The sequence below is a fragment of the Bacillus sp. THAF10 genome, assembly GCF_009363695.1.
Lineage (GTDB): Bacteria > Bacillota > Bacilli > Bacillales > Bacillaceae_I > Sutcliffiella_A.
This window is the reverse complement of record NZ_CP045403.1, coordinates 1,200,166-1,225,885: the sequence shown is the minus strand read 5'-3', so window position 1 is coordinate 1,225,885 and position 25,720 is coordinate 1,200,166. Positions and strand designations below refer to the sequence as shown.

Below are 25,720 nucleotides of genomic sequence, written 5' to 3'. Positions count from 1 at the left end.
TTCTTACAGTTAAATTTTATAATCGTAAAAATTGTGGGTATAGTATGAAAAAGGGGAACAAGGGAAGAATGGCAAACACAGTGATATTCTAACGAACAAAACTGCACCTATTGGAGGATAACTCTTGTGAATCTTCAAAAACGAAAACGTATTATTTATGAACAAAAAAGATCCTATACTTGCGGAACGGTAGAAAATATCAATGATCAGTGGATATTCTTTGAAGCAGAAGACGATGAGGCCTTTTTATTAGAGGAAATTACAGAAGATGGAATTGAAATCCTTCTTAATAATGAGTGGGTATTAGGCGTACTTTTAGAAACAGGGCAAGTGATTTTACATACAAATCACCTTTATGAACTCAGTAATGGAGACGCAGTTCGTGTTAGGAAACGTCTGCCTCAACCTTATATGGAAATGCTAGAGGAATTATCAGAAGACGCTTTTACTAATTTTACCAATCTTTTAAACAAATCGGATTTTTCGTTATATGATTGTATCTATTGCCACAATACGATGCAGTTTATGGATTCTGATGATGAGCCTAATGGAGTAAATTTTCTTGTTTTCGACAACGATACGTACATTTGTTCTGTACAGCACCACTTCATCCGAGGAAGCAATTTAACAGATAGATTTGAGTACACGTTGCAAACAGGAAAACGATATTTATATACGAACTTGGAGCATCGTAAAGCGGAATAAAAAATGCCTGGTGTCTGTTTTCAATCAGATACCAGGCATTTTTTTTAGATGCTCATTGGCAAGCTAAATCCTAAATGCAGAATGTAAGCAAGCGCCAATACAAAAAGGACCCAAACAACCTTGGTTGATTTGCCTTTTCTTGTGCGGACTGCTATCATTTCCATTAATCCGATAACAACAATCCCAAGCACCATCTTCAAAATATATTGGCCATTTGAGAGCCAGCCCCAGCCAAGCTGCAAGCCTGTTACCACGATTAATATGTAGAACAAACGTAGTACCATGGACGTGATTTTGGCACCTTTTGCTTTTCCTGCTTTTGTTAAAATTAGAACAACAACAAACAGAATGAGTGCTACTGCCCAAGTAGAAATATGCGCATGAGTCATGGTTCTTTTCCTCCTATAAAAATCTCAAAAACTACTTGTATCATACCATAGTGAAAGAAAAAAACTAAATAAATCGCGTCATTAAAAGATTTAAAATATCAGTAATGATATAATACTTTGTGAAAGCCATTACATTTACTAGATGGAGGTATTTCATATATGACTACAAAAACACATGACATTATCAGCATGACAGAAAAATACGGAGCAAATAACTATCACCCTCTCCCAATTGTTATTTCAAAAGCAGAAGGTGTATGGGTGGAGGATCCTGAAGGCAACAAATACATGGATATGCTTAGTGCATATTCTGCCGTAAACCAAGGACATCGTCACCCTAAAATTATTCAGGCATTAAAAGACCAAGCAGATAAAATCACCTTAACTTCCCGTGCATTCCATAACGACCAACTTGGTCCTTGGTATGAAAAAATGGCCCAACTTACGAAAAAAGATATGGTTCTACCAATGAACACAGGAGCTGAAGCAGTGGAAACAGCGGTAAAAACCGTTCGTCGCTGGGCTTATGATGTGAAAGGGGTTCCTGTTAACCAAGCAGAAATCATTGTGTGTGAGGACAACTTCCATGGCCGAACCATGACTGCTGTATCTATGTCTTCTAGTGAGGAATACCAACAAGGCTTCGGACCGATGCTACCTGGCATAAAGGTCATCCCTTATGGAAGTATTGAAGCGTTAAAAGGAGCAATCACACCAAATACAGCTGCCTTTATTTTTGAGCCTATCCAAGGCGAGGCTGGCATTAATATTCCAGAGGAAGGCTTCTTAAGTGAGGCATATGACGTATGTAAAGCAAACAATGTCCTTTATGTAGCAGATGAAATTCAAGCTGGTCTTGGCCGTTCAGGCAAACTGTTTGCATGTGACTGGGAAAATGTTGAACCTGATATGTACATTTTAGGAAAAGCTCTTGGCGGCGGTGTATTCCCTATTTCTTGTGTAGCAGCAAATAAAGACATTCTTGGTGTATTTAATCCTGGTTCACACGGTTCTACTTTTGGAGGTAATCCATTAGCGTGTGCTGTTTCAATCGCCGCTCTCGATGTCATTAAAGAAGAAAAGCTTGTGGAACGTTCTCATGAACTTGGCGAATACATGATGGGGGAATTACGCACCATCGATAACCCTATCATTAAAGAAGTGCGCGGTCGCGGATTGTTTATTGGAGTAGAATTAACCGAGGCTGCAAGACCTTATTGTGAGAAGCTCAAGGAAGAAGGGCTTCTATGTAAGGAAACGCACGAAACGGTGATTCGTTTTGCTCCACCACTTGTGATTTCTCAAGAGGATCTTGACTGGGCAATCGAAAAAGTGAAGAAAGTATTATCTGTTTAAATAACAAAAGCTGGGCAGAAAGGGGAGTTTCCTTTTTGCTCAGCTCTTTTTTTGAAATTGTTGTTAATTTGACGTGATAAATCGACTTTTTTGCTTATTATTTGTGCTCCCGTTCAACATATCATGCAGTTCCATCTTAAAAATCCACATTTATTGAACGCACACAATCGATTTAAGTGTGCTAGAGGTACTATTTTTCCAAGTTCGTGCCAAAATGAGTAGAGTTGATGCCAAAATGCCACGAGTTCGTGCCAAAAGGTGCCAAGTTCGTGCCAAAAACACCTGAGTTCATGCCATCCCCTCTTCTCAGCCACTATATCTCCATTTATCCTACCGTATTTCGCAGCACACCTAAACCTTCAACGCTAATTTCAATCACATCTCCCTTTTTCAGAAATCTTGGCGGCTTAAAGCCCTTTCCTACTCCAGAAGGTGTTCCTGTGGCAATAATATCTCCAGGCTCTAGGGTCATTCCTTGTGATAAGGTTGCAATGATTTCTGCAAGTGGGAATATCATCAATGCAGTAGACGCCTCTTGTCTTAGCTCTCCGTTCACCCTTGTTGTCACTGTTACTTTTTGCATGTCTCCTAGTGCTGATTTATGCACTATGGCTGGCCCAATTGGGCAAGAGCCATCAAGACTTTTCCCTAAAAAGAATTGCTTATGCTTTGCCTGCAAGTCTCTTGCTGTGACATCATTAAGAATGGTATATCCAAAAACATAATCTAATGCTTGCTCCACAGGTATTGCTTTTCCTACTTTCCCAATAACGATGGCAAGTTCACCTTCATAATCAAGTTGAGAAGTCAAACCTTCATGAAGAGGAATGGTCTCATCAGGACCTATCACACTTGTCGGTGCCTTTGTGAATATCATGATGTTTTCTGGAATATCCGCTTCACTTCCCATTTCCAGCACATGATCACGATAGTTTTTTCCAACACATAAAATATTTTTGGAAGGTCGTGGAATAGGTGCTTTTAGCTTCACTTCCGACACTTTATGTATATATTTGGATCGGTCTGACTGCTGGTAGACCCACGCCCCAATCTTCTGAACAATCGGTAAAATATCCTCAAGAGCCAAACATTCCAATAGTGTCGTAGGTAAAGAATAACCAAGATCACAATCGTTGCTTGCCACGGTTAGATTTAGTACCTCTTGTTGAGATTCATCGAGGACTCCCACATAGTTCTTTCCTGTTAATTCATACGTTACAAAGCGCAATGTACTTCCTCCTTCACTGGAAAAATATGTTGGTTAAAGTAGTATTTTGTTGTATTATGACTTGTTTTATCGAAGGTCTTTTTTTCTGCCAAAAACCGTGCCATAATAGGGACAACCGCTTGCGTTACTTAATTTTATCGAAATTGGAGTAGAAGAGAATGCTAGCTTTACAAATCGAATTAAAGAGAAAACAAATGATTTATTATGCGAAAGAGTACGGCTTTACTGCCACGCAAACAGTAAGGTGTAGCCAGGAGCTAGACGTGCTTCTGAATAAAGAATCTCAGCAGCAGCTAAGTAGGATGCAGAATCGTAACAATTATAGCTTTTCTCAATAAAAAGATGTGAGCCGTTTGCTCACATCTTTTTCAATTTTGGCCAAATTCGATATGTTCCAGCACGCCATAGCCATTCGGCGGGACCATAATAAAACCTCGCAACCCAAATTTTGCTGATAATAACTTGTAATGTAAAGAATCCTATCACAACCAACAATCCATAGAAAGGCGTAAATTGTCCATACAACCCAAATCCATAACCATAAAAAACAATGGAAAACACAATGGATTGAAGTAGATAGTTTGATAGACTCATTTTTCCAACATACTGAAGCGGCGACAATACTTTTATCCCTACATTTGTTCTTGTTGCCAACACAACAGTCAAAAAGTAAAAAATCGCACTCGCTGGTCCTCCAATTCCATCCTGCAGGTATTCTGTGACAAAGTTTTTTTCTGTGTAATACGGCAAGAGCTTGAAAATAACAGCAAGCAAGAACGTTGTGATCCATAATTTCTTCATAATGCTAAGCTTTTCCTCGACCTTGGTTAACCATTGCGCCTTGGCAGCTGCAGCACCTAGGAAAAACATTGGAATTATGGAAACCAAAATGAAAATAAACCCACTAATGTTTACATAGGACCAATCATAGATACGTTGTTTGGTAATCTCCATAAACGTGCCATTTGCATACACTTCTAAGGATTGCTTTATCAACATCTCCATTCCCGCATATGGGTCAAAATCCCCCATTAATTTTTGCGAGACTAACAATAGAAGTGATATCAATGTTACCTGAACAGCGATAATAGCTGTCCCTGTCCACACCATCGCCTTTGCAGACATGTTTCGAGCCAATAACAAGGCAAATCCACAAATGGCATACGTGATTAAAATATCACCATGCCAAACAAAAAAAGCATGAATCACTCCGATAATTAATAAAACGAGGAGCCTCCTTGTAAAGTATTTTGGAACGGACAGCCCTTTTTCAGCAATTCTATTTGTAAAAATGATAAATCCATAGCCAAATAGAAATGAAAACAGGGTATAAAAGCTTGCCTGAGCAAAAATATCCACCGCATTAAACACAAAAATATCCTTTGCTTCCGTCCAATATTCCATTGGATTTGTGTAGATAACTGGTGCAAAGAACGATGGCATGTTGACTAAAAATATCCCTAATATCGCTAGTCCTCTGACAATATCTAATGCTACAATTCTCTCTTTCTCTTGAATCGGGTTAGCTCCCATATCTTTTCCTCCCTTTCCTTTTCTCATAAAGCTTATTATAGCTGTTTTTCCTATTTATTCCTAACTGTTTTTCCTTCACTCTTACAATTTTGTCCACTCACCATACAGGGCTATTGTCATATGATAAAGCATAAGAGATGTGGTAAAGGAGTTCGCGTGTATGCCAGCAATCGTTGGAGCTGTAAATGTCAATAGTATTGGTAACTCTGGAGTGTTTCAAATTGGCGATGTGTTTCAAATGTCACTTGCCAGCACAGCAAAAACATTTGCAGGAGCAGGGAGCTTTAATACAGGAGACTATATCACGGTTAGCAATACGAACAGTCAGACCAACACGTACGATGGGGATGCAGTAGATCAGCCAATTGCCCTGAATTTGTAGGAAGGGGGATCCCATGACAACCAATTTTTTTATTAATCAGAGTATCGTTATTCATCAGGTGAAAATTGGGGGAATTTCTAACTCTTCTGTTTTTCAAATTGGAAGTGCAGGGATGATTAAGTCCCTTTCCAACCTTTATAACACAGGAGATTTTACCGGTCCTGGACCGGATAGCAGTGCAGAAATTGCTTTACTTTCCTCCCAAGAAGCACAAGGCAGTGTTCCATTGGAGACAGGAGCTTTTGTTCCATTAAAAGGGTCCACAAATTAATCTAGGCATACACCCATTTTTCAATCTTGCATATTGTATGAGAGAAGTGTTTTTCAGGCAGATACGCAAAGAATGAAAGGTGGTGATCGAATGTATTATAATTACCAATATGTCTACGATTCACAGCAAAGAATAAATCAGCTTCAAGAAATTGTCGAAAAGCAGTCACAGCAAATGTCCACATTAGAGGAACTGGTAAGAATTATGCAGCAGGAGATCATCCATCTGAGAGAAAAGCCTAGTATGAACATCGAAAAAATTGAATACAAGTTCGATCAGCTAAAGGTGGAAACGTTAGAAGGAACATTAAATATTGGATTAACCCCTGGATCAACAGGTGAAATAGAGGATTTTTTAGTCACACAAAATAACCTGGAAGTTCCTACACCAATGCAACCTCAGAAGCTTTACCAAGGGATTGAAAATGAGTTGAAAACTTATCTTGAAAAAAATGGCACTAGCAAAATAAAGCAGATTGCCCAAACAAACGGTAAAAACTTAGAAGAACACTATTATGATTTCATGATTCAGGATGTTAGAAAACAGCTTCCATCCAGAATCAATCACACATTAAACACGTTAACTGCAGAGGCGCTTGAAAAAGGATATAAAGAAGACAAAATCAAAGAGATAACCATCAAGCAGTTAAAGCGTGACATGGATAATGCCTTTACCGCATTTATTCAAAACCTTCCAAAAAACCAGGGGGTAAATTAAATGAATTTTCAAGTGACCAATCATAATCTACAAGTAGATCATATAGATATCTTAGGGGTATCCTCCTCCTCGTTATTTATAGTCGGGGACACACAAACCATCTGCCTTTCTTCCTACTTTGATACACCTCCAGAGGGGCTGACTATTGGACCATTTGTTCCGCTAACGGTTGAGTAAAAATGAGAACTTCCAAAGTAAATGATATTAATTTGCAATCACTGTCCTTTAGTTCGTATTTTCACATTGGAGATACTTGTTATATTTATGCAAAATCAAGGGCTTTTGCAGTTAAAAGGGAATACCCAAAATTTTTTGGGAATGAAGGAAATTTCTCCGAGTACCCAATCTATTCAATACAAAATCCCATCCCTGCATTATCAAATGAAGTGAATATGCATGTGATCAATGAACAACCATTAATCAATGTAAATCATATCGAGATAAAAGGGGTTTCCTCCTCTTCCTTGTTACAGATTGGTACTTCAAAAACGATATGTGCAGAGGCTCGTGTAAAAAATGTCCGTCAGCTTTTAGGTCCAGAAAATCTGTAATTTAGCAAGTTCACGCTTTTTAAAAATATTCATATAGTATTACTATCTGAAAGATAAAGGGTGTTTTTCATGCCAGCTATCGTAGGTCCAGTTGCTATTACTAGCGTTGGTGGCGGTGTGGTCAACTTTGGGGATACATTTTATATCTCTCCAAAAGGGGCCTCAAAAACCGCTACAGGTTCGGGTGCACTAAACACAGGGAATTTTGTCATTACAAACAATGGACTGAGTGCCACCAATACCTTAGATCCTGATTTCAGTGATCAAGATATTGTTGCAAACAAATGATAAAAAAAGCTGTAGGAGAGGTCATTATGACCTTTCTTACAGCTTTTATTTTATAAGCTTTCCAGTTTTACTGTAGACCCTTTTCCTGATGCTTCTGCCGGGGTTACCATTAGCCGCTTCGATAATCTTGCCCGCAGCTCCTGCACGTGACTGATTACCCCAACTGCAAGATGATTGGATTGAAGCCTTTCTAGGGAAGTCACAACCGCATCTAACAATTCACTATCTAATGTACCAAATCCTTCGTCAAGGAAGAAGAATTGCAACGGATACTCTCCTCTTAACTGTATTTGAGCAGATAAGCTTAAGGCTAAAGCTAAGGATGTCAAAAATGTTTCTCCCCCCGATAGCGTGCTAACAGGTCTTCTAACTCCACCATTCGCATCGTCTCTGATGACAAAACCACCTTGTGAATCCATTTCTAAAGCATACCGTTGACGGGTAAGCTGTCCCAGCCTTTCCGATGCTTCTCTACTAATCTGTTGAAGTTGCTCTTCGGCTAGATATTCTACAAAGCTATTGCCCCTAAATGCATGTTGAAGCTTTTGAAACAGCTGTTGCGCTTCTTTCACTTCTATTTTCTTCTTTTCTAGAGCTAAAAAGCGCGCATTTCTCTCTTTTACAGAGGAGAGGTGCTGAGCTGTTGCACTCTTCTTTTCCACTGCTGTCCGCAGCTCCTGTCTCGTATCTTGCAGGTTTTGTTGCAGCTCCTTCCACTCTTGCTCTAAAAGAACATCAGAACCAATTAGCTTGTTTAAGCGCTGCAAGTCTTTTTCCACTGCTTTCTTTTGATCCCAATAGTCCGCAATTTGTTGCTTCCACCTATGCTTAGAAGGGATTTGGAGCATATTTTCCTCCACCTCATCCATGGAAGAAAAGGAGGAGTCTTCAAGCGTCGAACTCCATTTTTCATGAAGTTTTTGGGCACGCAGATTAAATTCCTCTACCATTCTCTCACTTTGAGAAGCTTGCTTTTCACTGTGATGTAGCTGTTCTTGGGAGGATTGAAAGTCTTGATAACAGCTTGATTCTGCAGAATTTAACTGTTTCATCGCGTTTTCAACTTTTTTCCATTCCTCACTAACTCGCGTTTCTCCAGCAAGATCATTTATCTCTTTTTCTATTTCATCAAGACGGGATTGAAGCTGCTCATGTAGGAGCTTTGCCTCATACAGCTCTCTTTCAAGGATGCCGATTTTGCTTTCATGCTCCTTTACTTCGTTCCCTCGTTCTTCAATATAATCCACGCTTTTATTGATTCTATTTTGTAGATCTGTTCTTTGTTTTTCGGCTTGCTTTGCTTGGTGATACACATCTTCCATATGATCAAAAGGAATGTCTGGATACTGCTCATCCCATTGCTGTCTTTGCTTTTTCCATTGAGACGAGTATTGTTCATGTTTTTTGTTCCAGCTCTGCCACTCGTGTTTGTATGTCTGTGAGAGCCTTTCATTTTCCTGAGCTGTGTTTTTCAAGCTTCTTACTTTTTCCATCAGAAGCTCCTTTTTTTCTTGAAGCTCCAAAATGTCTTGCAATAGGCCTTTTTGGTCTGTTGAAATTTGTTCAAATTTTCCCGTCAAAAGTTCTACTGCATCGGATGCCTGAGCCATTTCCTTTTTCCAGTCCGCCATTATTTTATCTGCATCCTTTGGTTGTGGAAGTTCATGGCTTTCTTCAAGCTCTTTAAAAAGATCGGATGCAATCTGTTCCAGCTTGATTTTTAGCTTTAGATTTTCCTGCTTTTGTTGTGAAATTGAAGGAGGTTGAAAGCTTGTCATTTCTTTTGCTGTTGCTACCTCCTGAAAGCCTTCATGTCCAGAGTGTCCCGGATGCTCCTTGGAACCACATACTGGGCATGCTTTTCCAGCTTCTAACGATTTTGCAAGTTCAAGAGCTAGTTGCTGCACTTTTAGATCATCTGCTTGTTTTTGTTCTTCTTTTTGATAATTTTCAAGTTCTGTTTCTAACAGATCCAGGGACAAAGCAAGTTCACCTGACCGGTGATAATACTTTTCGGTTGCTTGGAATAGGGACAGTAGCTTATTCTTCTCTGTTTCAAGCTGCATTCTCGCTTGATTCATTTCTGTATCAAACTTCGAGAAATTCTCAAAATGCTTTTGAGCCTCATTCCCTGTTTCCATACTAGATTTTTCAAGCTGCACCATCGTTTGTTTCTGTTCATTTGCTTGTTGAAGGTATTCAAGCTGCTCTTCAGTGATTGAAATGGTTGCTAGTTCTTCTTTTAATAGCTTTTGTTTGTTTACTGCTTTTACATATAAATCGTTTGCTTTTTGCGCAGCTTGAGAAAACGAGGAGTGCTTTTCCATTGCCGCACTGATTTTCCCCTTCAAATCGTAAAGCTTCTGTTGTTGAGGGATAATGCTTTCCTCTAGCTTTAGAGCGCGCTCTAGCTTTTCTTTTTTTGAAAGAAGTAGTGGCAGCTCCTTTCCCTTTCGCTCTCTGGCTTCTTCATAAAGCCTACTTTTTTGAAGAAAAAGTTCCTTCGCACTTGTTTGTGCTTTCTTATCGTCCGTTTGTTTCTTTTTCCACTGAGAAAGGGCTTTTTCTACCTCTTTTAGGTCATCAAGCAATGGTTTTAGAGCTTCCGCTTGTTCTGTTACCGAAACCTTTTCTTCTAGTTCCAAAATCCCCTTTTCTTCTTGTCTTAGGTTGGCAAGCGAGGCTTCAACAGGCTTTCTCTCCTCCTGCCATTCCCAAATTTTCTTTTTGATTTCAAACGTCGCTTCTATGTCAGAAAGTGTTTTTTCAGCTTGAACAACTAGGCTTTGAATCTCTTCGTAGGCTTGTTCTGCTACTTTAACGGCCTCATTGGAAGCTTCTCCAAGTCCTAGCTGTTCCGCTTCCAATTCACCAATAATTTGTGTTTTCTCCTGTAGCTCTTCTTTTATTTTTCTAGATAATTGATCTCCGAATCTTTCCAATTGGAAAAGTCGTTGCAGCATCTGCCTCCTGTCCGCTCCTTTTAAGGAGAGAAACTCGGCAAACTTCCCTTGTGGTAACACGACGGCCCTAGTAAAGTCATCAATTGTTAGTCCGATGATGTCATGAATTTTTGCGTTCACTTCATTAGCCTTATCCGCAAGCACAATATGCTCTTCGTCCTTGATTTCAGTTAATCGGGAAATTCCTGATTTGACGCGAATATCATCGGTTCTTTTAAAGGTACGTTCCACTTTGAAACGCTTTTTCCCCTTGGCATTTTCTAGCTCAAACAGATAGGATACATCTACGACATTTTCGGCGTGGTTCATGATCCCTTGTGTGTTATTGGAGGCCCGTTCTACTTTTCCATAGAGTGCAAGAGTCATGGCATCTAGAATGGAAGACTTGCCGCTTCCTGTTGGCCCAAAAATACCAAAAACTCCTCCTTCACAAAGCGCTTCGAAGTCGATGGTTTGTTTTTCCCGGAAGCTGTGCAAGCCAGCTACTGTTAACGTAATAGGCTTCATGCTTGCTCCTCCTCTTTTGCTTCATCCTTGATTAAAGAAAGGAATAAGTTTATCAGCTTTTCTTCTGGCTTCGCGCCTCCTGATTGCTTTTCATAAAAACGGATAAAATGCTCCTCCATCGGAATGCTATCCATTTTTACATAGGCTGTCTCTCCAACCATTTCGGGAAAAATAGGTCGAATATGCAAAATGCCTTCATGGTGCTTTCTTATTTGATGAATCTCTTCCATCGATAGCGCATTCGTTACATGCAGCTCTAGGTCGACCCAAGCATTCTTATCCTTCTTTTCCTCTAGCCACTGATACACCTGCTGAATGCCTTTTGTTGCCTTCCACCTAACAAGTGGTTTTCCGCTAGAAAGAAATACTTCCTTCACTTCCGCTTTTTCGCCCGGCTTCACATCCACAATGGAAACACTTTTTGTGTAACCAGCCTCCGAAAAACTATATGCAAGTGGAGACCCTGAATACCTCGCAACTGTTTTGGCACGCTTTAATGTTTGCGGCCGATGCAGATGTCCAAGTGCCACATATTGTGCCATAGGCGGCAGGCTTTCCGCTGCTACAGTAAATGCTCCGCCAACCTCAATCGGGCGCTCGGAATCAGTTGAGCTTCCTCCGGCTACAAATAAATGACTCATCCCCATGTTCACGGTGTTTTCAGAAAACTGCTCACACATTTTATGAAAAAATTCACGAATTCTCGTATCATAGTGATCACGAATGACTTTCTCATCAAACTGCTCTGCTAACACTTCGTTTAACCTTGATTCCGATGGATAAGGCAGGGAAGCAAGCTTCAGCGTTTCACTTGTACGAGGCACATAAATAGTTTGAATATCTGTGGTTGGATAACCGAGCAGCGAAATTTGTCTGGAGCTTGCTAATGGCTTAGAAGCGGTTAACCGGTCGGGATTATCGTGATTTCCTGCAATGACTGCTATCGGACGCTTTCCATCAGCCGATAGCTTTTGCAGAGATTCGTAGAATAATACTTCAGCTTGCGCGGGAGGATTCACGGTATCATACACATCTCCAGCCATTAAAATGACATCCACTTTTTCCTCATCTACTATTTGGGATAGCTCGTCTAAAAACTCCGCTTGCTCTTTTAATCTGCTTCTCCCTTCCAAGGTTTTTCCTAAATGCCAGTCGGCTGTGTGAAGGATTCTCATTCATTCTCGCTCCCTTTTAATCCATTTGAATCAGGTGATTTCCATCAAAGAAATATAAATACTTGGCAGAAAGCTGCTTTTTCCAAATATGTTCTACTGCTTTTCCATACAGGGCAACCTGTTCTTGATATCTTCTTTTTAAAATTGGTTCTGCTTCTGTAATACTTGAATAGCGTTCATTAATTTTATCTGTCTTGTAATCAATCAAAATGATCCCTTCTTCATCCTCTATCAAACAGTCAATAACACCTTGGATTAAAACGGTTTCCTCCGAAACTCCAGGCTTTTCCATCATGTCATCGCCTTGAAGGGCATAGCTGAACGGAATTTCTCTATGAATTTGTTTAGCATGAAGCATTTTTCTCCCAATCTTTGTGTGGAAGAATGACAGGATTGCTTCAAAATCGATGACTTCAGCTTGTTCTTTTGAGAGTAACTCTTTTTGCACCATCTCTTGGACCTGTGCCTGCAGATGGTCCCTGTTCATCTCCTCTTCCAAGCTCAGCTTGATATTTTGCATGACAGCATGCATAGCGGTCCCCACCTCTGTAGGTGATAGCTGTTTCTTTTGTAAAAAGGCGGGTCTGTCAAGGAAGAATCTTTTTTCCTTACGAATCATCGTCTGTTCTGCATAAGGATCTTGTTGCTCTCTCAACCTTTTTATTTCCGACACTGACTGTTTTGATCGTTGAAGACTCGCTTTTGTATAAGGGTAATTCCAGTATAGTTGGGACTCAACCTGAGCTTTTAGAGGACTTTGCATCGATACTGGTAACCCACTTCTCAGCCTATTAATTTGTTCGTCTTCCACTGCTTTATCCTCTTCTATCTCTTCTAGAAGCTCGTGGACGTTGGTCATCGTAACCTTCCATTTTGAAGGATGAGCAGTGATTTCAGCAGCACACTCTGTTGTTTGCTCTTTATCACGAAGTAACTCTGTATCGTTATGGCGAATAAGAGCTGGACCAATCCAGTCCATATAGGACTTTGCATTTGCTCTTACGTAATCTGGTAGAAGCCAGTCTGAATGCGTAACAGATTCATTCCAATTTTGCATTGATTTTTCTGCGTCCTTTAAAGTACCGACTAGGTAAAGCTTTTCTTTTGCACGAGTCAGCGCCACATAAAGCACCCTCATTTCTTCTGCAATCAGCTGTGCTTTTGCTTTATGCTTCATGGCGAGCTGTAAAATAGTCGGATACGTAATTCTCAGCTTAGGGTTGACAAAGCTAGCACCAAAGCCAAGCTCTTTATCCATTAAGTAGCTTTTTCTCAAATCCATCATATTAAATTGCTTGGATAAACCAGCTACAAAAACGATTGGAAACTCTAACCCCTTGCTTGAGTGAATCGTCATTAAACGAACCACATCTTCCTGTTCTCCAAGGGCTCTTGCTGCTCCAAGGTCCTCCCCGCGGTCTTGCATTCTTTCAATGAAGCGTAAAAAGCGGAAAAGTCCTCGAAATGAGGTAGCTTCATATTGTCTTGCTCGGTCATATAATGCACGTAGGTTGGCCTGGCGCTGTTTTCCTCCAGGCATGCCTCCAACAAAATCATAAAAGTGTGTATCTTGATAGACTTTCCAGATCAGCTCTGATAAGGCTCCTTCTCTAGCTTGAGTTCTCCAAGCCTGAAGCAACTCATAAAACTCTTTTACCTTATAAAGGAGTTCTCTCTCTTCTACTGAATCAGGCTGTCGCTCTAAAAAGGCCAGAAGTGCTTCAAAATAGGTGCCCTTTTTTTGTTGTATTCTTATCGTAGCGAGATCATTGGAATCAAGCCCTACAATAGGAGAACGTAAAACGGCAGCAAGCGGAACATCCTGATATGGGTTATCAATTATTTTTAGCAACGACAAGAGTATGGCCACTTCCGTTGCTTCAAAATAACCTGTGCTTAGATTTGCGTAAAGGGGAAGACCCTGTTGTTTGAACTCATCCATAAATTGTGGCGCCCATGGCATCGATCGCATTAAAATAACAAAATCTCGATAAGTGACAGGCCGCATCACTTTCAGATGCTTGTCATACACCTCATAGCCATTTTGAATAAGCTGTTTGATCCTTTTTGCGATGAGTTTTGCTTCCACTTGTGCTGTTTCAAGCTCCGTTTTATCAAAAGCTGTGTTTGTCTCTGCCCCATCACTTGGTTGATCATCATCTTCTTCATTCAAAAGAGAGTCACTTCTATCAATTAAAAGAAGCTCTGTTTCTCTGTTGCTGGCCTCAGGGTAATAGGAGGCTCCAAATTTAAGCTCCGCATCGTCGTTATAGTCAATTTCCCCAACTGTTTCACCCATCATTTGTTTAAAAAGGAAGTTCGTCGCATCAAGAATTTCAGGACGAGAGCGGAAATTTTGATTTAGATCAATTTTTAATCCTGTTTCATAACCCTCTGAATGAAACCTTTTATACTTGCTTAAGAAAAGGAATGGTTCTGCTAATCGGAAACGATAGATGGACTGCTTCACATCCCCAACCATAAACATGTTTCCTTCCTCTTCTGAATCCTTTGTAACTAGCTTTAATATTGCTTCTTGCACCATATTCGTATCCTGGTATTCATCGACCATGACTTCTTTAAAGGTAGACTGATATCGAAGGGCCGCTTCAGAGCGGGTCCAGCCGTCTCCCGTTTTCTTCCTAAGAATACGTAAGCATAGATGCTCCAAATCAGAAAAATCGACCAATCCTTTTTCCTGCTTTAGTAAATGAAAGGCGTTTCCATATTTTTTCACCAATTTCACTAACATGTCCATAACAGGGGCAAGCTCCGCCAAGTCCGTTAACAAGGATTCTGGCCTTCTAGTGAAAAATTCTTCCTTTATTCCATTCACGATGTCTTTTGCTTGATTACGAGCCTTTGTCCACGCTTCCAGCAAATCTTTGTCATATTCATCGCCACGGCAGGTTTTTGCTCGAGGAAACTCTAACTCCTGCATGGAAGCGTATAAATCCTCCCATGATAGATTTAGCCCTTCCAGCAGCCGGAATAGCTGAGAAAGATCTTGTTCTACATTTTCTGCACGCGGAGCAGGTCCTCCTGGGCGAAGCGTAAGCTCACTCGCCTTTTCCAAAAGAGTACGAGCAGCTTCAAGTTGAAGCTTTATCATATTTTTCAGCATTTCTATAAAGGGAAAATGATCGATGCTCTCCTCATTTGCTGACCGATAAAACGTCACAATATCCTCAAGCCACTGCTCTGGGTCTTCGTTTGCACGAGAAAATTCATAAAGTTTGAGGACTAACTCCTGTAAGGCATGGTCTGTTCGGTCGCTTGTAAAACGGTCAACAAGGTCAAAGAAAGCATCGTTCTCTTGTCCATACTCCTCTTCAAATACCATTTCTAAGACTTCTTCCTGCAGCAATTGAATTTCCGTTGTATCTGCAATACGAAAGCCTGGATCGATATCAATTAAGTAATAATATTTTCTAATTACCTCCAGACAAAAGGAATGGATGGTAGAGATGGATGCACGATTTAATAAACTAAGCTGCCTGCGCAAGTGCAAAGAGGCTGGTTTTTTCTCAAGCTCTTTTTCTAGTGCTTCTCCAATTCTGTGCCTCATTTCGGCTGCTGATGCATTGGTGAACGTTACAACAAGAAGTCTGTCTACATCCACATGCTCACTTACCATTTTAGTAATAATCCGCTCGACTAACACGGCTGTTTTCCCGGAACCAGCTGCTGCGGCAACAAGCATATCTCTGCCAGAAGCTACTATTGCCTTCCATTGATCGTCTGTCCATTGTGCCCCATCTGGCTTTGGAATAACGTCTAATATCACCTTGTACCTCCTCCTTCCAACTTATCTTTAATGGAGGTGATAACCTCATCTTTCGGAATACTCTGCAGAACTCTGTAATCATTCTCATCAAGTGATGTGTCAAATTGACAAAAAGGCTTATAGGAACAAAATGTACATGGAACCTGATCTTTTAGTTTATACGGTGCAATGGCTGTTTCTCCTTCTGCTATTTTACTTCCAATCTCCTCAAAGGTTTGCCTTACGTATTTTCTAAGACTCGTAAACTCCTCTTCACTTGCGATGGAGGAGGCAGCTTGAAAGCCACCGTTCTTTTTGAAGGAGGCTGAGACAATTTTGGAGTGACCGCTATCTACCGTTTGGTCCATTAATCGAACGGTCTCCTCATCGCCTAACAGCAAGCCTTTCATTTTAAAGCTTTTAAAAATTTCTTCTTCAATGATATCCTCTGGTATCATTCCACTCTTTTTAATCATTGGATTATGCACATGAAAATACAAGACACCTGCTGGGTTCGCCTGATCACCTAACCAGCTTTTGGAATGCGTGATGACGATATCCAAATAGGTAAGCATTTGTAGGGCTAAACCGTAGTACACTTCCGTAAGATCGAGTGCCTTTTTGCTAGATTTGTAGTCAACAATTCGTAGGAGCAAGCCGTTACTTCCTTCCGCACGGTCGACTCTATCAATTCTGCCAATCAGCTCCATCGTTACATCATTTGGTAAGTCAATTTTTATTGGCGGAAGCTCGCCCGTTCTTCCAAACCCAAGCTCGAGTCCTACCGGTGTAAATTTACTCGCTTTTGCGTGATCGCTTAGGATTTGTGATGCTCTCGTAATGACTGTTTCAAGCTTCTTTTTAATGTATTGGAACCGGTTGGAGCTAAGCAGAATCTCCCCTTGCAGTTTAGGAGAAAGCATATCCACCGCTTCCCTTGCCAGTACTTCACATTGCTGCTTCGTGAGACTTTTCCAATCCGTTTTGTTGTGTCTTAGAACATCTGAAATATGCTTTAAGGCCGCGTGAAAAAGCTCTCCAATATCGGGTGCTTCCAAACGATAGATTTTCCTGTCCTTTAATTTGAGACCATGAGAAGCAAAATGGGAAAATGCGCATGCACTGAACTTTTCCATCCTCGATACACTTGCCTCCATGTGTGTACCATAAAGCTCTCTGCTGATAGAGTTTGTTAATTTTTTGGCTTCATTTTTATAAAACAAGCTATTCACGACATGCTTGGTTCGCTCTGACCATTTTTGATTTTCAAGTAGCGTATTATAGACATCCCACCAAGTAGGTTCCACAGGATATTTCTTCATCCATCCTTGAAGCTGTATGGCAAGGTTGGAGAGAGTTGTCGCTGGGGTGTGAATGTACCGTAATGGATGTTCCTGTTTATTTTCAGTTGGATCATTTAACAGAAGTTGCTCTTCTATTCTAGGAAACATCTCTTTTATCCGTTTTATATAGGAGGAGGCTAATAAGGATTTTCCTTCTTCATCGGCTAAACTATAGCTTATATACAGGTGCTGGGATGGTGTTAAAAATGCTGTATATGCTAAAAAATTCTCGTCAAGAAGTTTTTCCATGCTAGAAGGTGCTAGCTCCATCCCATAGTTTGCGAGCAGCTCCCGTTCCTCTTCTGAAACAAACCCTTCATCCTTTACTTTTGCAGGGATAACAGCGTCATTTACACCAATCACAAAGGTATGCTTTATGTCTGTTAACCGGGAAAGATCGTAGTTTGCCACAATAACCTGATCCATTGATGGAGGGACAAGACTGAAGCGAAGACTTTCTAATCCACTTTCAAGCATCTTTGTAAACATGGAGGTACTCATTGGCTGGCCTTTTAGAAGCTCCACCATTTGATCGAGCATCTGAATAATCGCTTTCCATACCTGTTCATGTTCCCTTGCAGCTGCTAAATTTCCAGATGCTTCGCTTTTCCTCATCCTCGCTTCCAGCTTTTGCGGGATTTGCAATTCCTCTAAATATTCATATAGTGCTTTACAATAGTCCTCGATTGTCTTCGCTTTTTTCCAACGTTTTTCTAGTGTATGAAGTGGCTGAACGATCATTTTTCGCAGTTCATTTAATTCTTGTTCGTATGCAATTTCATCTTCTTTTTGAATGTAAGGACCATCTGTATCTACACTGAAATAACGGCGATATGTCCATGGAATTTCACTTGTCCATTTCTTGCCTTGTATTCCATAGGAAAGACAATAATTTTCTAGCTTATCCGTTTTCTCTCTCATCTCTTGAACAAGTTGATCGGTAGAGTAAAAGAAGTCCGTTTTCACGCAACGAAACACAGATTCATAGCGCCAATTTTTCGTAATAACCTCCATACTGGATCTCAGCAGCTCGACTAAAGGATGGTGAAGCATCGTTCGTTTCTGGTCAATAAAGAAAGGTATCTGAAAATCCTGAAACACTGTATTAAAAAGGTCCGCATAGGCTTCACTGTTACGTATAATAATCGCAATATCCCTATAACGGTTACCCTTATCCCTAACGAGTGAAATAATCTCTCTAGCAATCCCTTCCACTTCTGCTCTTCTGTTTACAGCTTGTAGTATCGTAACGTCCGTTGTATTTTCATAGCTAACTGTTGGCCGAACATCAAAAAATTTCTCCAGATGATGAAGGGAATGAGAAGTTGAAAATCTACTAGCTTCCTCTAAAACAATTGGCTCTTTCATTTCACAAGCTTCTTCTAACGCAAGACTTCTTAGCCTTTGATACGTCATGCCTGTGGAGCGGAACAGATGTAAATCATATGGCGCCTCTTCGTCATATGGTTTATCTAACGTTAATGCAATCGTGACAGAATTAGCATGTTTCATTAATTCTTTTAGGACATTTAATTCCTGTGGTGTAAAGCTATGAAAGCCGTCAATATAAATATCAGCTTTTTGAATGTAGGAGGACTCGGGAATTTTTTCGGCAAGCAATGCCAAGTAATCCTCTCCATCAAGATACTTTCCTTCTAAGGCTTGTTCAAGCTGACGATAAACTACAAGAATATCGGTTAGCTTTTTAGCAAGCATTTTCTCGTGCTCAGTAATCGAAGCATCCTGTCTCATTTTTGTGATGTCCGCTTCTAGTGTTTCCGGTGTAATGCAATAGCGTTTGAATTCCGTTATCATGCCTTCCATTTCCTCAATAAAACCAAATTGTTCTGCAGATCTACCGAAAACATGAAACTCTTGCTTATGCTCTTCTACCACTTTTCTAAGCAGCATATGTATCCCTGTTTGGTCAATATGAAAACGGCTGATTCCCCCGACCTCTTGCAGAATCCTCCATGCTAGTCTTGTAAAGCTAAATACTTGCGAACGAATCATCCCTTTAATTTCAGGTGATTGTACAAGTCGATATTCTGATTGAAAGGTCATTTGTTCAGGAACGAGGTAAACAATTGGAGTTCCTTGAGGGTCTTCCTTCAGTTTATGAAGGATGTGCTCATGACACCAATGGGTCTTTCCACTTCCTGTTCTCCCTATTAAAAATTGCACAGACATGAGCCTTCCTCCTTTTATAGAAAAAATAAGCTCTTTTCTAAAAGATTGTTGCTAAAAACCAGGAAAAAGTCGGCTTTAAGACTTTTTTCAGTCCTTATTCGAAGAAAAATTGCGATATATTTAAAACTTCCTCCACGAAAAGAGCACGGCAGCAACGTCTATCACGTGTTGCTTAACTATGCGCAGTAGCAACAAAGTTTACGAAAACAGCCAAAAAATAAGACGGCGACCCCTGGAATGCCGGCTCGCGTCTTCTTTATCTTTTTAAAATACGCACTTATGTTCCTCTTCTATTGTACTTAAAAACTTGTTTTTTTTCCAATCCATCATCTACCTCTCAGAACAGGTCAAAGCCCTGTTGCATAAGGTATTATGGGCAGGTGATGTGGGTGAATAAAATGAATAACCATTATTTTTCAGCTGGTCTGTTAATTATAATGGGATTTTTAGTTGTTTGTAATTTGTATTCGCTCATTCCTCTGTATGAGAGTATCTATCAAACTTGGAATGTTCCAATGGGGGATGTCATACTGGCTAGTAGCTTCTTCAGTGTATTTTACGCGATTGGACTACTTACGTTTGGGCCAGTTTCCGACCGCTACGGCAGAAAGAACATCATCAGCTATGGATTTTTTTGTGCAGCATTTGCCACACTGCTTGTCTCGTTTTCTACTAATCTACCTCAGCTATACTTCTATCGTTCCCTGCAAGGGTTTGCTCTCGGTTGCTTTGCTCCTGTTGCCTTTGCCTATTGCTTTGATTTTTTCTCCACTTCATTACGAACGTTTACTATTTCTCTTATAAATGCCGGTTTTCTGCTCTCTGGTATATTCGGTCCTTTGATTAGTCAGGTTATTGCTGTCCATACTAATTGGCAAGCAGTATTTAGTAGTTTTGCCTTTGTTAACTTTTTGTTATTTTTATGTTCTCTCCTGCTTCTGCGTCACCGTATTCCAGTTATACACAAAAAAGAGGATGGGAAGCCTTGGCTGCACTTTACTAGATTTCTAAAAGACAAGGAGATGCGGATTTTATATTTCATCGTTTTTTCCTTAATGTTATCCTATGTGACTTTCTACGACAGCTTCTTTTTGCATCTTGTACATTCCTTTGACGACCATTCCCTCTTTTTCATACAAGCAATCGGTCTAGTGGGAGTTTGTGCATGCTTATTTGCTAGCTACTTAGAAAGAAAACTCGGTGCTAAACGATTCATTTTTTGTTGTTCCTCTAGTACTGCTGCTACTTTTTTCATCATGTTCGTCAGTAGTGATAATCCGTATTTCTTGGGAGCTTTGTCCATTATTTATGTTGGGTCCATCTCTCTTTTCTTACCTGGTATGATTACTTATATCGGTATCTTAGGAGGAAAACAACGAGGAAGTGCAATCTCACTTTATTCGTTTATCCTGTTAATTGGTACTGCCTTTAGTCCAATAATTAGTCATTTATTCTCCTTTGAAGCTGTATTGCTTCTATTATGTTTGTGGTTCTGTTTAAATTCTTTCCTTATCTGGAGCTTGCAAAAAAGCAAAAGCACCTAGCCACAGACTAGATGCTTCGCTTCCTCTATTTTATTCATTCATTACTTTTTTCCGTTTTAACACCACATAAAATGCTGGTACAAACAACAGCGTAAAGAAGGTAGAGAAGAAGATACCGGATATAATAGAGATAGCTAAAGGTGTAAATAACACATCTCCGCTAAAAGCAATCGGCAGTAATGCAGCAATCGAAGTGAATGCAGTTAATACCACCGGACGAAGACGAGCATTACCAGAGTCGATGACAGCCTCGGACAAGGTAGCTCCCTCTGATAGACGCTGATCCATAAACTCAATAAAGACAGTCGCATTTCTCACGACTATTCCAGCTAAGGAAACAATCCCCATCATCGCCATAAATCCAAGCCCTGTTTGCGTTAAGAACAAGCCAATTACCGCTCCTGAAATTGCCAAATAAACAGAACTCATAATAAGCAATGGTATTCTTAATGAATTAAATTGAACCACCATTAAAATATAGATAAGAAAGATAACAACGATAAATAGCTTTCCTACCTCCACGAAGAAATCACTTCTTGCCGAGGATTCTCCTCCTACGGAAACGGATACGCTATTCGTATTGTAGCTCTCGGCAATTTCTTTAATGTTCGTTTCGAGCTTTTGTTTATCCTCTTCATTTGGATAGACGCGAATCGTGACGGTCCGCTCCCCATTTTTATGAGGAATGAGCGGAAGTACTTCTGTTTCCTCTTCGGTCACTAGCTCAGAAAGCGGGACAAGAACTGGTGCTCCAAATTCCCCTCTTTCTGTTTTACTTGGAAGCTCAAGCTCACGTAGATCGACAGTCTGTTCCTCTTCCATGCGATCTTGAATAATGGTCAGTAGCTCTCGTTCCATTCCAGCTTCATAGGAACCAACTGGAATTCCCTCTGTGACAAGCCTAATACTATTGCTTATTTCTTGCGCTGTAATACCATGTTCTTCCATCAATTCTCTGTTTGGTACATATTTTATGGTCGGCTGCAATGGTCCAACATCGTCAATAATTGCACCACTTTCCTTCAAGCGTTCCATTTCTTCTTTTAATCCATTAGTGGCATTCATCACTTCATCTATGTCTTCCCCAACAACTGTTAAAGCAATTGGTGCTCCAACTGGTGGGCCTGCTTCAATAGTAGAAAGCATTACCACCGCCTCTGGGAATGCTTCTCTAAGCTTTGGCTGCCATTTTTTAATTGTCGCCTCTGCAGATTGTTGTTCTTTGTTTACTCTTATGACAATCTGCCCTGTATTTTCACCAGAATTGGATAAAGTGCTGCCAAAGATACCAGGCTCCCCACTTCCGGCAAATATAGTAGTTTCATATACAGCCTCGTCATCTTTAATAGCTGATTCCATTTCCTGAAGTCTTGCTTCTGTTTCTGATAGCGGTGTTCCTGCAGGATAGGTCACCGTTACCGTCACTTCTTCCCGGTCCGCACTTGGGAAGAACACGACAGGAATAAAGGGAACTAGACCGTAACTTGCCGTACAGAAAACTAACACCGACATTCCAGTTAACAGTGGTTTTTTTATGACTTTTGTAAGCACTTTAGAACTGTACCAGCTACTAAGGTTATTAAACTGTGTGCCTAGCAAGCCATCCTTCACTTTTTTCTTCGTTCTTTTCTTTTGACGCCATGCCATAAAAATTGGTACCACCGTCAAAGCAACAATCGTAGAGCCGATAATGGTAGAGATTAATACAGTTGGCAATGCAGAGATGAAGGCACCATTGGGACCTCCTAGAAAGGTTAACGGCAAAAAGGTGAATACAATAGCAAGTGTGGAAGTAATGATGGAAACGCGCACTTCCTTTGTCCCTTGTAAAGCTCCCTGAAGCGGCTTATCACCAAGCTGGTAACGCCGTTGGATATTATCGTTGACCACAATTGCATCATCGACTAATATTCCAAGGGCAATAATTATTCCGATAATCGATATTTGATTTAGATCGACGTTTGCATAAGGCAGCGGTATCAATCCTAACGCAATCGAAATAGGAATAGCCAAAGCAACTAAGATAGCGGACACCGCATTTAATCCAACAAAGGTAATCAGTACCACTGCAAAAATGGAAATGAGAAAAGAGATCCCTAAATCTTTGAAGATTTTCGATACAATCTCATTCTGGGTGTAATAAAGGTCTAGACTAAAATCCTCAGGCAAATCTTTTGATAATTGTTTCATTTGTTTATCCACATTCGCATGAAGGGTTGGAATGTCGACACCTTTTTTCTGCATGATCGTAAAGGAGATTGCAGGTGTACCGTTATAGGTAACGATATCCTCCTTGTCTTTTGGTACTTCTTCAAATTCTGCAATATCGCCTACATAGACGGCATTACCCTCTGCATCTTTTTTAATAAAAACCTTTTCCACATCTTGAAGATTCTCAATATGTTCTAAGGTAAGTTGGGAGATTCTATTTTCTTCCTGTTGACTTCCCAATGGCGTAATTTCTAATTCATTTTGAATGGCAGAAATGACATCAGGAACGGTAATCTGTGAATCTTGCATGTCATTCGAGTTAAGGTTTAACATAATTTGCGTTTCATCAAACCCTTTTATTGCTACCTTCCGAACTCCAGCGATTTTTTCTAATTCAGAAACCCACGACTCTATTGTCTCTTTTTCCTGCAGCAATGCTTCGCGGTCTTCGTTCAGAATATGATAGGACGCGATCGCTCCCATTTGAATATCCGAATTGACAGTCGGCTCCATGGCATCCTCTGGAAACGCTCTGCTCACATCAGATACCGCTTGACGTACAGCTGAAAACACTTGATCTCTATCCGCATCATCTGCAAGTTCAAGCACAATATTAGAGATACCAGCACCAGACACTGAGCTGACATTTTCCATTCCTTGAATATCCAAAAGTTCTTTCTCTAGTGGTGTTGTTATATCCCTCTCCATTACTGTTGGTGAGGCACCAGGATATACTGTCGTAATCGTACCTACATTTAAAGAAATTTCAGGAATTTCTCGTTTTGGAACTTGAAAAAACGTAATAGATCCGATGAATACTAATAATAAGATGAAAATTAATGTTACTTTAGGTTTTTTGATAACTGCGTTAAACACCCAGTTGCCCCCATTCTATATCTTTGTTTGTTGCATCTGTGTCTATCATAATAATTCCCATTCCATTTTGCCAACTTTTAGTATGCTAAAAATGAAAAAACCAGATGTACTGTAAACATCTGGTTTTTGGTGTTATATCATCATTCCGCCATCTACTTCGAGCACGGTGCCGTTTACATAGTTTGATTCATCAGAGGCTAAGTAAAGGTAGGCGTTCGCAATATCAGATGGCTTTCCTAGGCGCTGTAGCGGGATAACCTGCAACAAGCCTTGCATCACTTTTTCCGGAACGGATGCGACCATATTTGTTTCCACAAACCCTGGTGCCACTGCATTTACATTAATATTTGCTCGACCGAATTCTTTGGCCCAAGATTTTGTCATTCCCACTACGGCAGCCTTTGAGGCAGCATAGTTCGTTTGTCCAACGTTTCCATAAATGCCTGCCACAGAGGATGTGTTGATAACCTTGCCTTTGCCATTTTCAAGCATATGGGGAATGACTGCCTGTGTACAATGGAAAACGCCATTCACATTAACATCCATCACCTTTTGAAAATCTTCTGCACTCATCTTCAATAACATGTTATCTTTCGTGATTCCTGCATTGTTGATTAAGATATCTATTTTTCCAAAGCGCTCTTTCACCATCGATACCATTTCAAGTACTTGTGTTCTGTTGGAAACATCCGCTTCGAAAAAAACAGCATCATGATCGGCTTCAAGTTCCGCTGCTATTTTTTCACCTGCAATTGCATCATAGTCTACAAGTGCCACTTTTGCCCCTTCTTTAATAAAAAGCTTTGCTGCTTCTAAACCTAATCCACTTGCAGCACCTGTAATGATGGCAACCTTACCTTCTAGTCTCATAAAAAAATCCCCCTTTTTTTCTATTATTATAAATAAGGCTTTGTTATAGATGATTGTTGACGTCAAAGGAGTTCCTAGCTGTTGATTGTAGCAAAGGCGTAGTCTCTTCTCGGGAATGAAGCGAAAGACTTGTGACCCCACAGGCGCAGCCCAGGAGGCTCTCAACTCGCCCCCGCGGACAGAAAGCCATTTGCGGAAATCAACTGCGATGTTTAACAAAGCTATAAATAAAAAAAGAGCAGTTCACCAACTTTATGACTGCTCTTTATTTGAACGTGGTATTAAAATCATCTACCGGCCAGTAGCGGATGTGAACTTTTCCAACAATGTCTTTTACTGCAACATAGCCGAAATGTCTGCTGTCAAAGCTGCTAAGTCGGTTATCTCCTATGACAAAAACATGACCCTTTGGAACTTTTTCTACGCCGGTTAATTCCTCAAGTGAAAAATCCCCGGTAAAATTCCCACCAAACACTTTCAAATCATCAGAAGAAATGAAGGGTTCCATCACTGGCTGGCCATTTACATAGAGAATATCTTTTATATACTCTATCTCATCTCCTGGCAGTCCTATCACCCGTTTTACGTAGTTAACATCTTGGCCTTCTTGGCGAAATACGATGACATCAAATCGCTCTGGTTGACTGAAGGCGTAAACCATTTTATTGACCATCAAAAAGTTTCCCTGCTCTAACGTTGGGTTCATGGAATGTCCTTCCACTACGTAATTAGAGAAAAACAAAGCTCGAACAAAGATAATAATTAGAATTGGAGTGATGAACCATTTCAGCGCAGTTAGATGTTTCTTCTTTTGTTTCAATGTATAACCCCCGAAAATTATCGATAGTTATATTG

General features: G+C 40.3%; 20 protein-coding genes. 10 read left to right on the top strand and 10 right to left on the bottom strand.

Going from position 1 to position 25,720, the window contains the following annotated elements:
• Positions 1–126: 126 nt before the first annotated feature.
• Positions 127–705: a DUF2777 family protein gene (locus tag FIU87_RS06465; RefSeq protein WP_172970977.1), complete on the top strand. Its 579-nt coding sequence runs from the start codon at positions 127–129 to the stop codon at positions 703–705.
• Between the two features lie 44 nt (positions 706–749).
• On the opposite strand, the gene FIU87_RS06460 is transcribed toward FIU87_RS06465, so the two are convergent.
• Entirely contained in the window at positions 750–1,094 is a 345-nt protein-coding gene (locus FIU87_RS06460) for a YisL family protein (RefSeq protein WP_152443822.1), read from the bottom strand.
• 159 nt (positions 1,095–1,253) lie between these two features.
• On the opposite strand from FIU87_RS06460, the gene FIU87_RS06455 reads away from it, so the two are divergent.
• Complete coding sequence (locus tag FIU87_RS06455; RefSeq protein ID WP_152443821.1) at positions 1,254–2,450, top strand: ornithine--oxo-acid transaminase; 1,197 nt, start codon at positions 1,254–1,256, stop codon at positions 2,448–2,450.
• A gap of 325 nt (positions 2,451–2,775) precedes the next feature.
• On the opposite strand, the gene FIU87_RS06450 is transcribed toward FIU87_RS06455, so the two are convergent.
• Positions 2,776–3,678: a fumarylacetoacetate hydrolase family protein gene (locus FIU87_RS06450; protein WP_152443820.1), complete on the bottom strand. Its 903-nt coding sequence runs from the start codon at positions 3,676–3,678 to the stop codon at positions 2,776–2,778.
• Between the two features lie 158 nt (positions 3,679–3,836).
• Here FIU87_RS06450 and FIU87_RS06445 point away from each other — a divergent pair, with 158 nt between their 5' ends.
• Positions 3,837–4,016: an aspartyl-phosphate phosphatase Spo0E family protein gene (locus FIU87_RS06445; protein WP_152443819.1), complete on the top strand. Its 180-nt coding sequence runs from the start codon at positions 3,837–3,839 to the stop codon at positions 4,014–4,016.
• 19 nt (positions 4,017–4,035) lie between these two features.
• On the opposite strand, the gene FIU87_RS06440 is transcribed toward FIU87_RS06445, so the two are convergent.
• Positions 4,036–5,238, bottom strand: coding sequence for a DUF418 domain-containing protein (locus tag FIU87_RS06440; protein ID WP_253905525.1), 1,203 nt, complete (start codon positions 5,236–5,238; stop codon positions 4,036–4,038).
• Between the two features lie 133 nt (positions 5,239–5,371).
• Here FIU87_RS06440 and FIU87_RS06435 point away from each other — a divergent pair, with 133 nt between their 5' ends.
• The 6 genes from FIU87_RS06435 (at position 5,372) to FIU87_RS06410 (ending at position 7,420) form a co-directional block, all read left to right on the top strand.
• Positions 5,372–5,593: a spore germination protein gene (locus FIU87_RS06435; RefSeq protein WP_152443817.1), complete on the top strand. Its 222-nt coding sequence runs from the start codon at positions 5,372–5,374 to the stop codon at positions 5,591–5,593.
• 13 nt (positions 5,594–5,606) lie between these two features.
• Positions 5,607–5,864: a spore germination protein GerPB gene (locus tag FIU87_RS06430; RefSeq protein WP_152443816.1), complete on the top strand. Its 258-nt coding sequence runs from the start codon at positions 5,607–5,609 to the stop codon at positions 5,862–5,864.
• Positions 5,865–5,954: 90 nt separating this feature from the next.
• A complete protein-coding gene (gene gerPC, locus FIU87_RS06425) occupies positions 5,955–6,581 on the top strand; it encodes a spore germination protein GerPC (protein WP_172970976.1) in 627 nt (208 codons plus the stop codon).
• Positions 6,582–6,758: a spore gernimation protein GerPD gene (locus FIU87_RS06420; RefSeq protein ID WP_152443814.1), complete on the top strand. Its 177-nt coding sequence runs from the start codon at positions 6,582–6,584 to the stop codon at positions 6,756–6,758.
• A gap of 2 nt (positions 6,759–6,760) precedes the next feature.
• Positions 6,761–7,132 carry a spore germination protein GerPE gene (locus FIU87_RS06415; RefSeq protein ID WP_152443813.1) on the top strand — a complete coding sequence of 124 codons (372 nt, stop codon included), beginning with the start codon at positions 6,761–6,763 and terminating at the stop codon, positions 7,130–7,132.
• 69 nt (positions 7,133–7,201) lie between these two features.
• A complete protein-coding gene (locus FIU87_RS06410; protein WP_152443812.1) occupies positions 7,202–7,420 on the top strand; it encodes a spore germination protein in 219 nt (72 codons plus the stop codon).
• 50 nt (positions 7,421–7,470) lie between these two features.
• Here the strand turns inward: FIU87_RS06410 and FIU87_RS06405 are convergent, their stop codons facing one another.
• Genes FIU87_RS06405 through addB form a run of 4 tightly spaced genes read right to left on the bottom strand, consistent with a single transcriptional unit; the run spans position 7,471 to position 19,364 of the window.
• Positions 7,471–10,890 (bottom strand): AAA family ATPase, encoded by a 3,420-nt coding sequence (locus FIU87_RS06405; RefSeq protein WP_152443811.1) that lies wholly within the window; start codon positions 10,888–10,890, stop codon positions 7,471–7,473.
• Positions 10,887–12,065: an exonuclease SbcCD subunit D C-terminal domain-containing protein gene (gene sbcD / locus FIU87_RS06400; RefSeq protein ID WP_152443810.1), complete on the bottom strand. Its 1,179-nt coding sequence runs from the start codon at positions 12,063–12,065 to the stop codon at positions 10,887–10,889. The genes FIU87_RS06405 and sbcD overlap by 4 nt, the downstream gene beginning before the upstream one ends.
• A 16-nt stretch (positions 12,066–12,081) precedes the next feature.
• Positions 12,082–15,852 carry a helicase-exonuclease AddAB subunit AddA gene (gene addA / locus FIU87_RS06395; protein ID WP_152443809.1) on the bottom strand — a complete coding sequence of 1,257 codons (3,771 nt, stop codon included), beginning with the start codon at positions 15,850–15,852 and terminating at the stop codon, positions 12,082–12,084.
• Positions 15,849–19,364 (bottom strand): helicase-exonuclease AddAB subunit AddB, encoded by a 3,516-nt coding sequence (gene addB, locus FIU87_RS06390; protein WP_152443808.1) that lies wholly within the window; start codon positions 19,362–19,364, stop codon positions 15,849–15,851. Before addB ends, addA begins: the two co-directional genes overlap by 4 nt.
• Before the next feature lie 398 nt (positions 19,365–19,762).
• Here addB and FIU87_RS06385 point away from each other — a divergent pair, with 398 nt between their 5' ends.
• On the top strand, positions 19,763–20,908 hold the full coding sequence (locus FIU87_RS06385; protein WP_253905574.1) for an MFS transporter: 1,146 nt from the start codon (positions 19,763–19,765) through the stop codon (positions 20,906–20,908).
• A 30-nt stretch (positions 20,909–20,938) separates the two neighbouring features.
• On the opposite strand, the gene FIU87_RS06380 is transcribed toward FIU87_RS06385, so the two are convergent.
• From FIU87_RS06380 to lepB, 3 genes are all read right to left on the bottom strand, one after another.
• Positions 20,939–23,995, bottom strand: a complete 3,057-nt coding sequence (locus FIU87_RS06380) for an efflux RND transporter permease subunit (protein WP_152443806.1) — start codon at positions 23,993–23,995, stop codon at positions 20,939–20,941.
• A gap of 132 nt (positions 23,996–24,127) precedes the next feature.
• A complete protein-coding gene (gene fabG / locus FIU87_RS06375) occupies positions 24,128–24,865 on the bottom strand; it encodes a 3-oxoacyl-ACP reductase FabG (protein ID WP_152443805.1) in 738 nt (245 codons plus the stop codon).
• Between the two features lie 265 nt (positions 24,866–25,130).
• Positions 25,131–25,685: a signal peptidase I gene (lepB, locus tag FIU87_RS06370; RefSeq protein WP_152443804.1), complete on the bottom strand. Its 555-nt coding sequence runs from the start codon at positions 25,683–25,685 to the stop codon at positions 25,131–25,133.
• Between the last annotated feature and the right edge of the window lie 35 nt (positions 25,686–25,720).

What these genes read in the sequence shown, in the direction of transcription:
- FIU87_RS06460 (WP_152443822.1), bottom strand. Translation starts at nt 1,094, where the DNA reads ATGACTCATGCGCATATTTCTACTTGGGCAGTAGCACTCATTCTGTTT.
- FIU87_RS06455 (WP_152443821.1), top strand. Translation starts at nt 1,254, where the DNA reads ATGACTACAAAAACACATGACATTATCAGCATGACAGAAAAATACGGA.
- FIU87_RS06445 (WP_152443819.1), top strand. Translation starts at nt 3,837, where the DNA reads ATGCTAGCTTTACAAATCGAATTAAAGAGAAAACAAATGATTTATTAT.
- FIU87_RS06440 (WP_253905525.1), bottom strand. Translation starts at nt 5,238, where the DNA reads ATGAGAAAAGGAAAGGGAGGAAAAGATATGGGAGCTAACCCGATTCAA.
- FIU87_RS06435 (WP_152443817.1), top strand. Translation starts at nt 5,372, where the DNA reads ATGCCAGCAATCGTTGGAGCTGTAAATGTCAATAGTATTGGTAACTCT.
- FIU87_RS06430 (WP_152443816.1), top strand. Translation starts at nt 5,607, where the DNA reads ATGACAACCAATTTTTTTATTAATCAGAGTATCGTTATTCATCAGGTG.
- gerPC (WP_172970976.1), top strand. Translation starts at nt 5,955, where the DNA reads ATGTATTATAATTACCAATATGTCTACGATTCACAGCAAAGAATAAAT.
- FIU87_RS06420 (WP_152443814.1), top strand. Translation starts at nt 6,582, where the DNA reads ATGAATTTTCAAGTGACCAATCATAATCTACAAGTAGATCATATAGAT.
- FIU87_RS06415 (WP_152443813.1), top strand. Translation starts at nt 6,761, where the DNA reads ATGAGAACTTCCAAAGTAAATGATATTAATTTGCAATCACTGTCCTTT.
- FIU87_RS06410 (WP_152443812.1), top strand. Translation starts at nt 7,202, where the DNA reads ATGCCAGCTATCGTAGGTCCAGTTGCTATTACTAGCGTTGGTGGCGGT.
- FIU87_RS06405 (WP_152443811.1), bottom strand. Translation starts at nt 10,890, where the DNA reads ATGAAGCCTATTACGTTAACAGTAGCTGGCTTGCACAGCTTCCGGGAA.
- sbcD (WP_152443810.1), bottom strand. Translation starts at nt 12,065, where the DNA reads ATGAGAATCCTTCACACAGCCGACTGGCATTTAGGAAAAACCTTGGAA.
- addB (WP_152443808.1), bottom strand. Translation starts at nt 19,364, where the DNA reads ATGTCTGTGCAATTTTTAATAGGGAGAACAGGAAGTGGAAAGACCCAT.
- FIU87_RS06385 (WP_253905574.1), top strand. Translation starts at nt 19,763, where the DNA reads ATGAATAACCATTATTTTTCAGCTGGTCTGTTAATTATAATGGGATTT.
- fabG (WP_152443805.1), bottom strand. Translation starts at nt 24,865, where the DNA reads ATGAGACTAGAAGGTAAGGTTGCCATCATTACAGGTGCTGCAAGTGGA.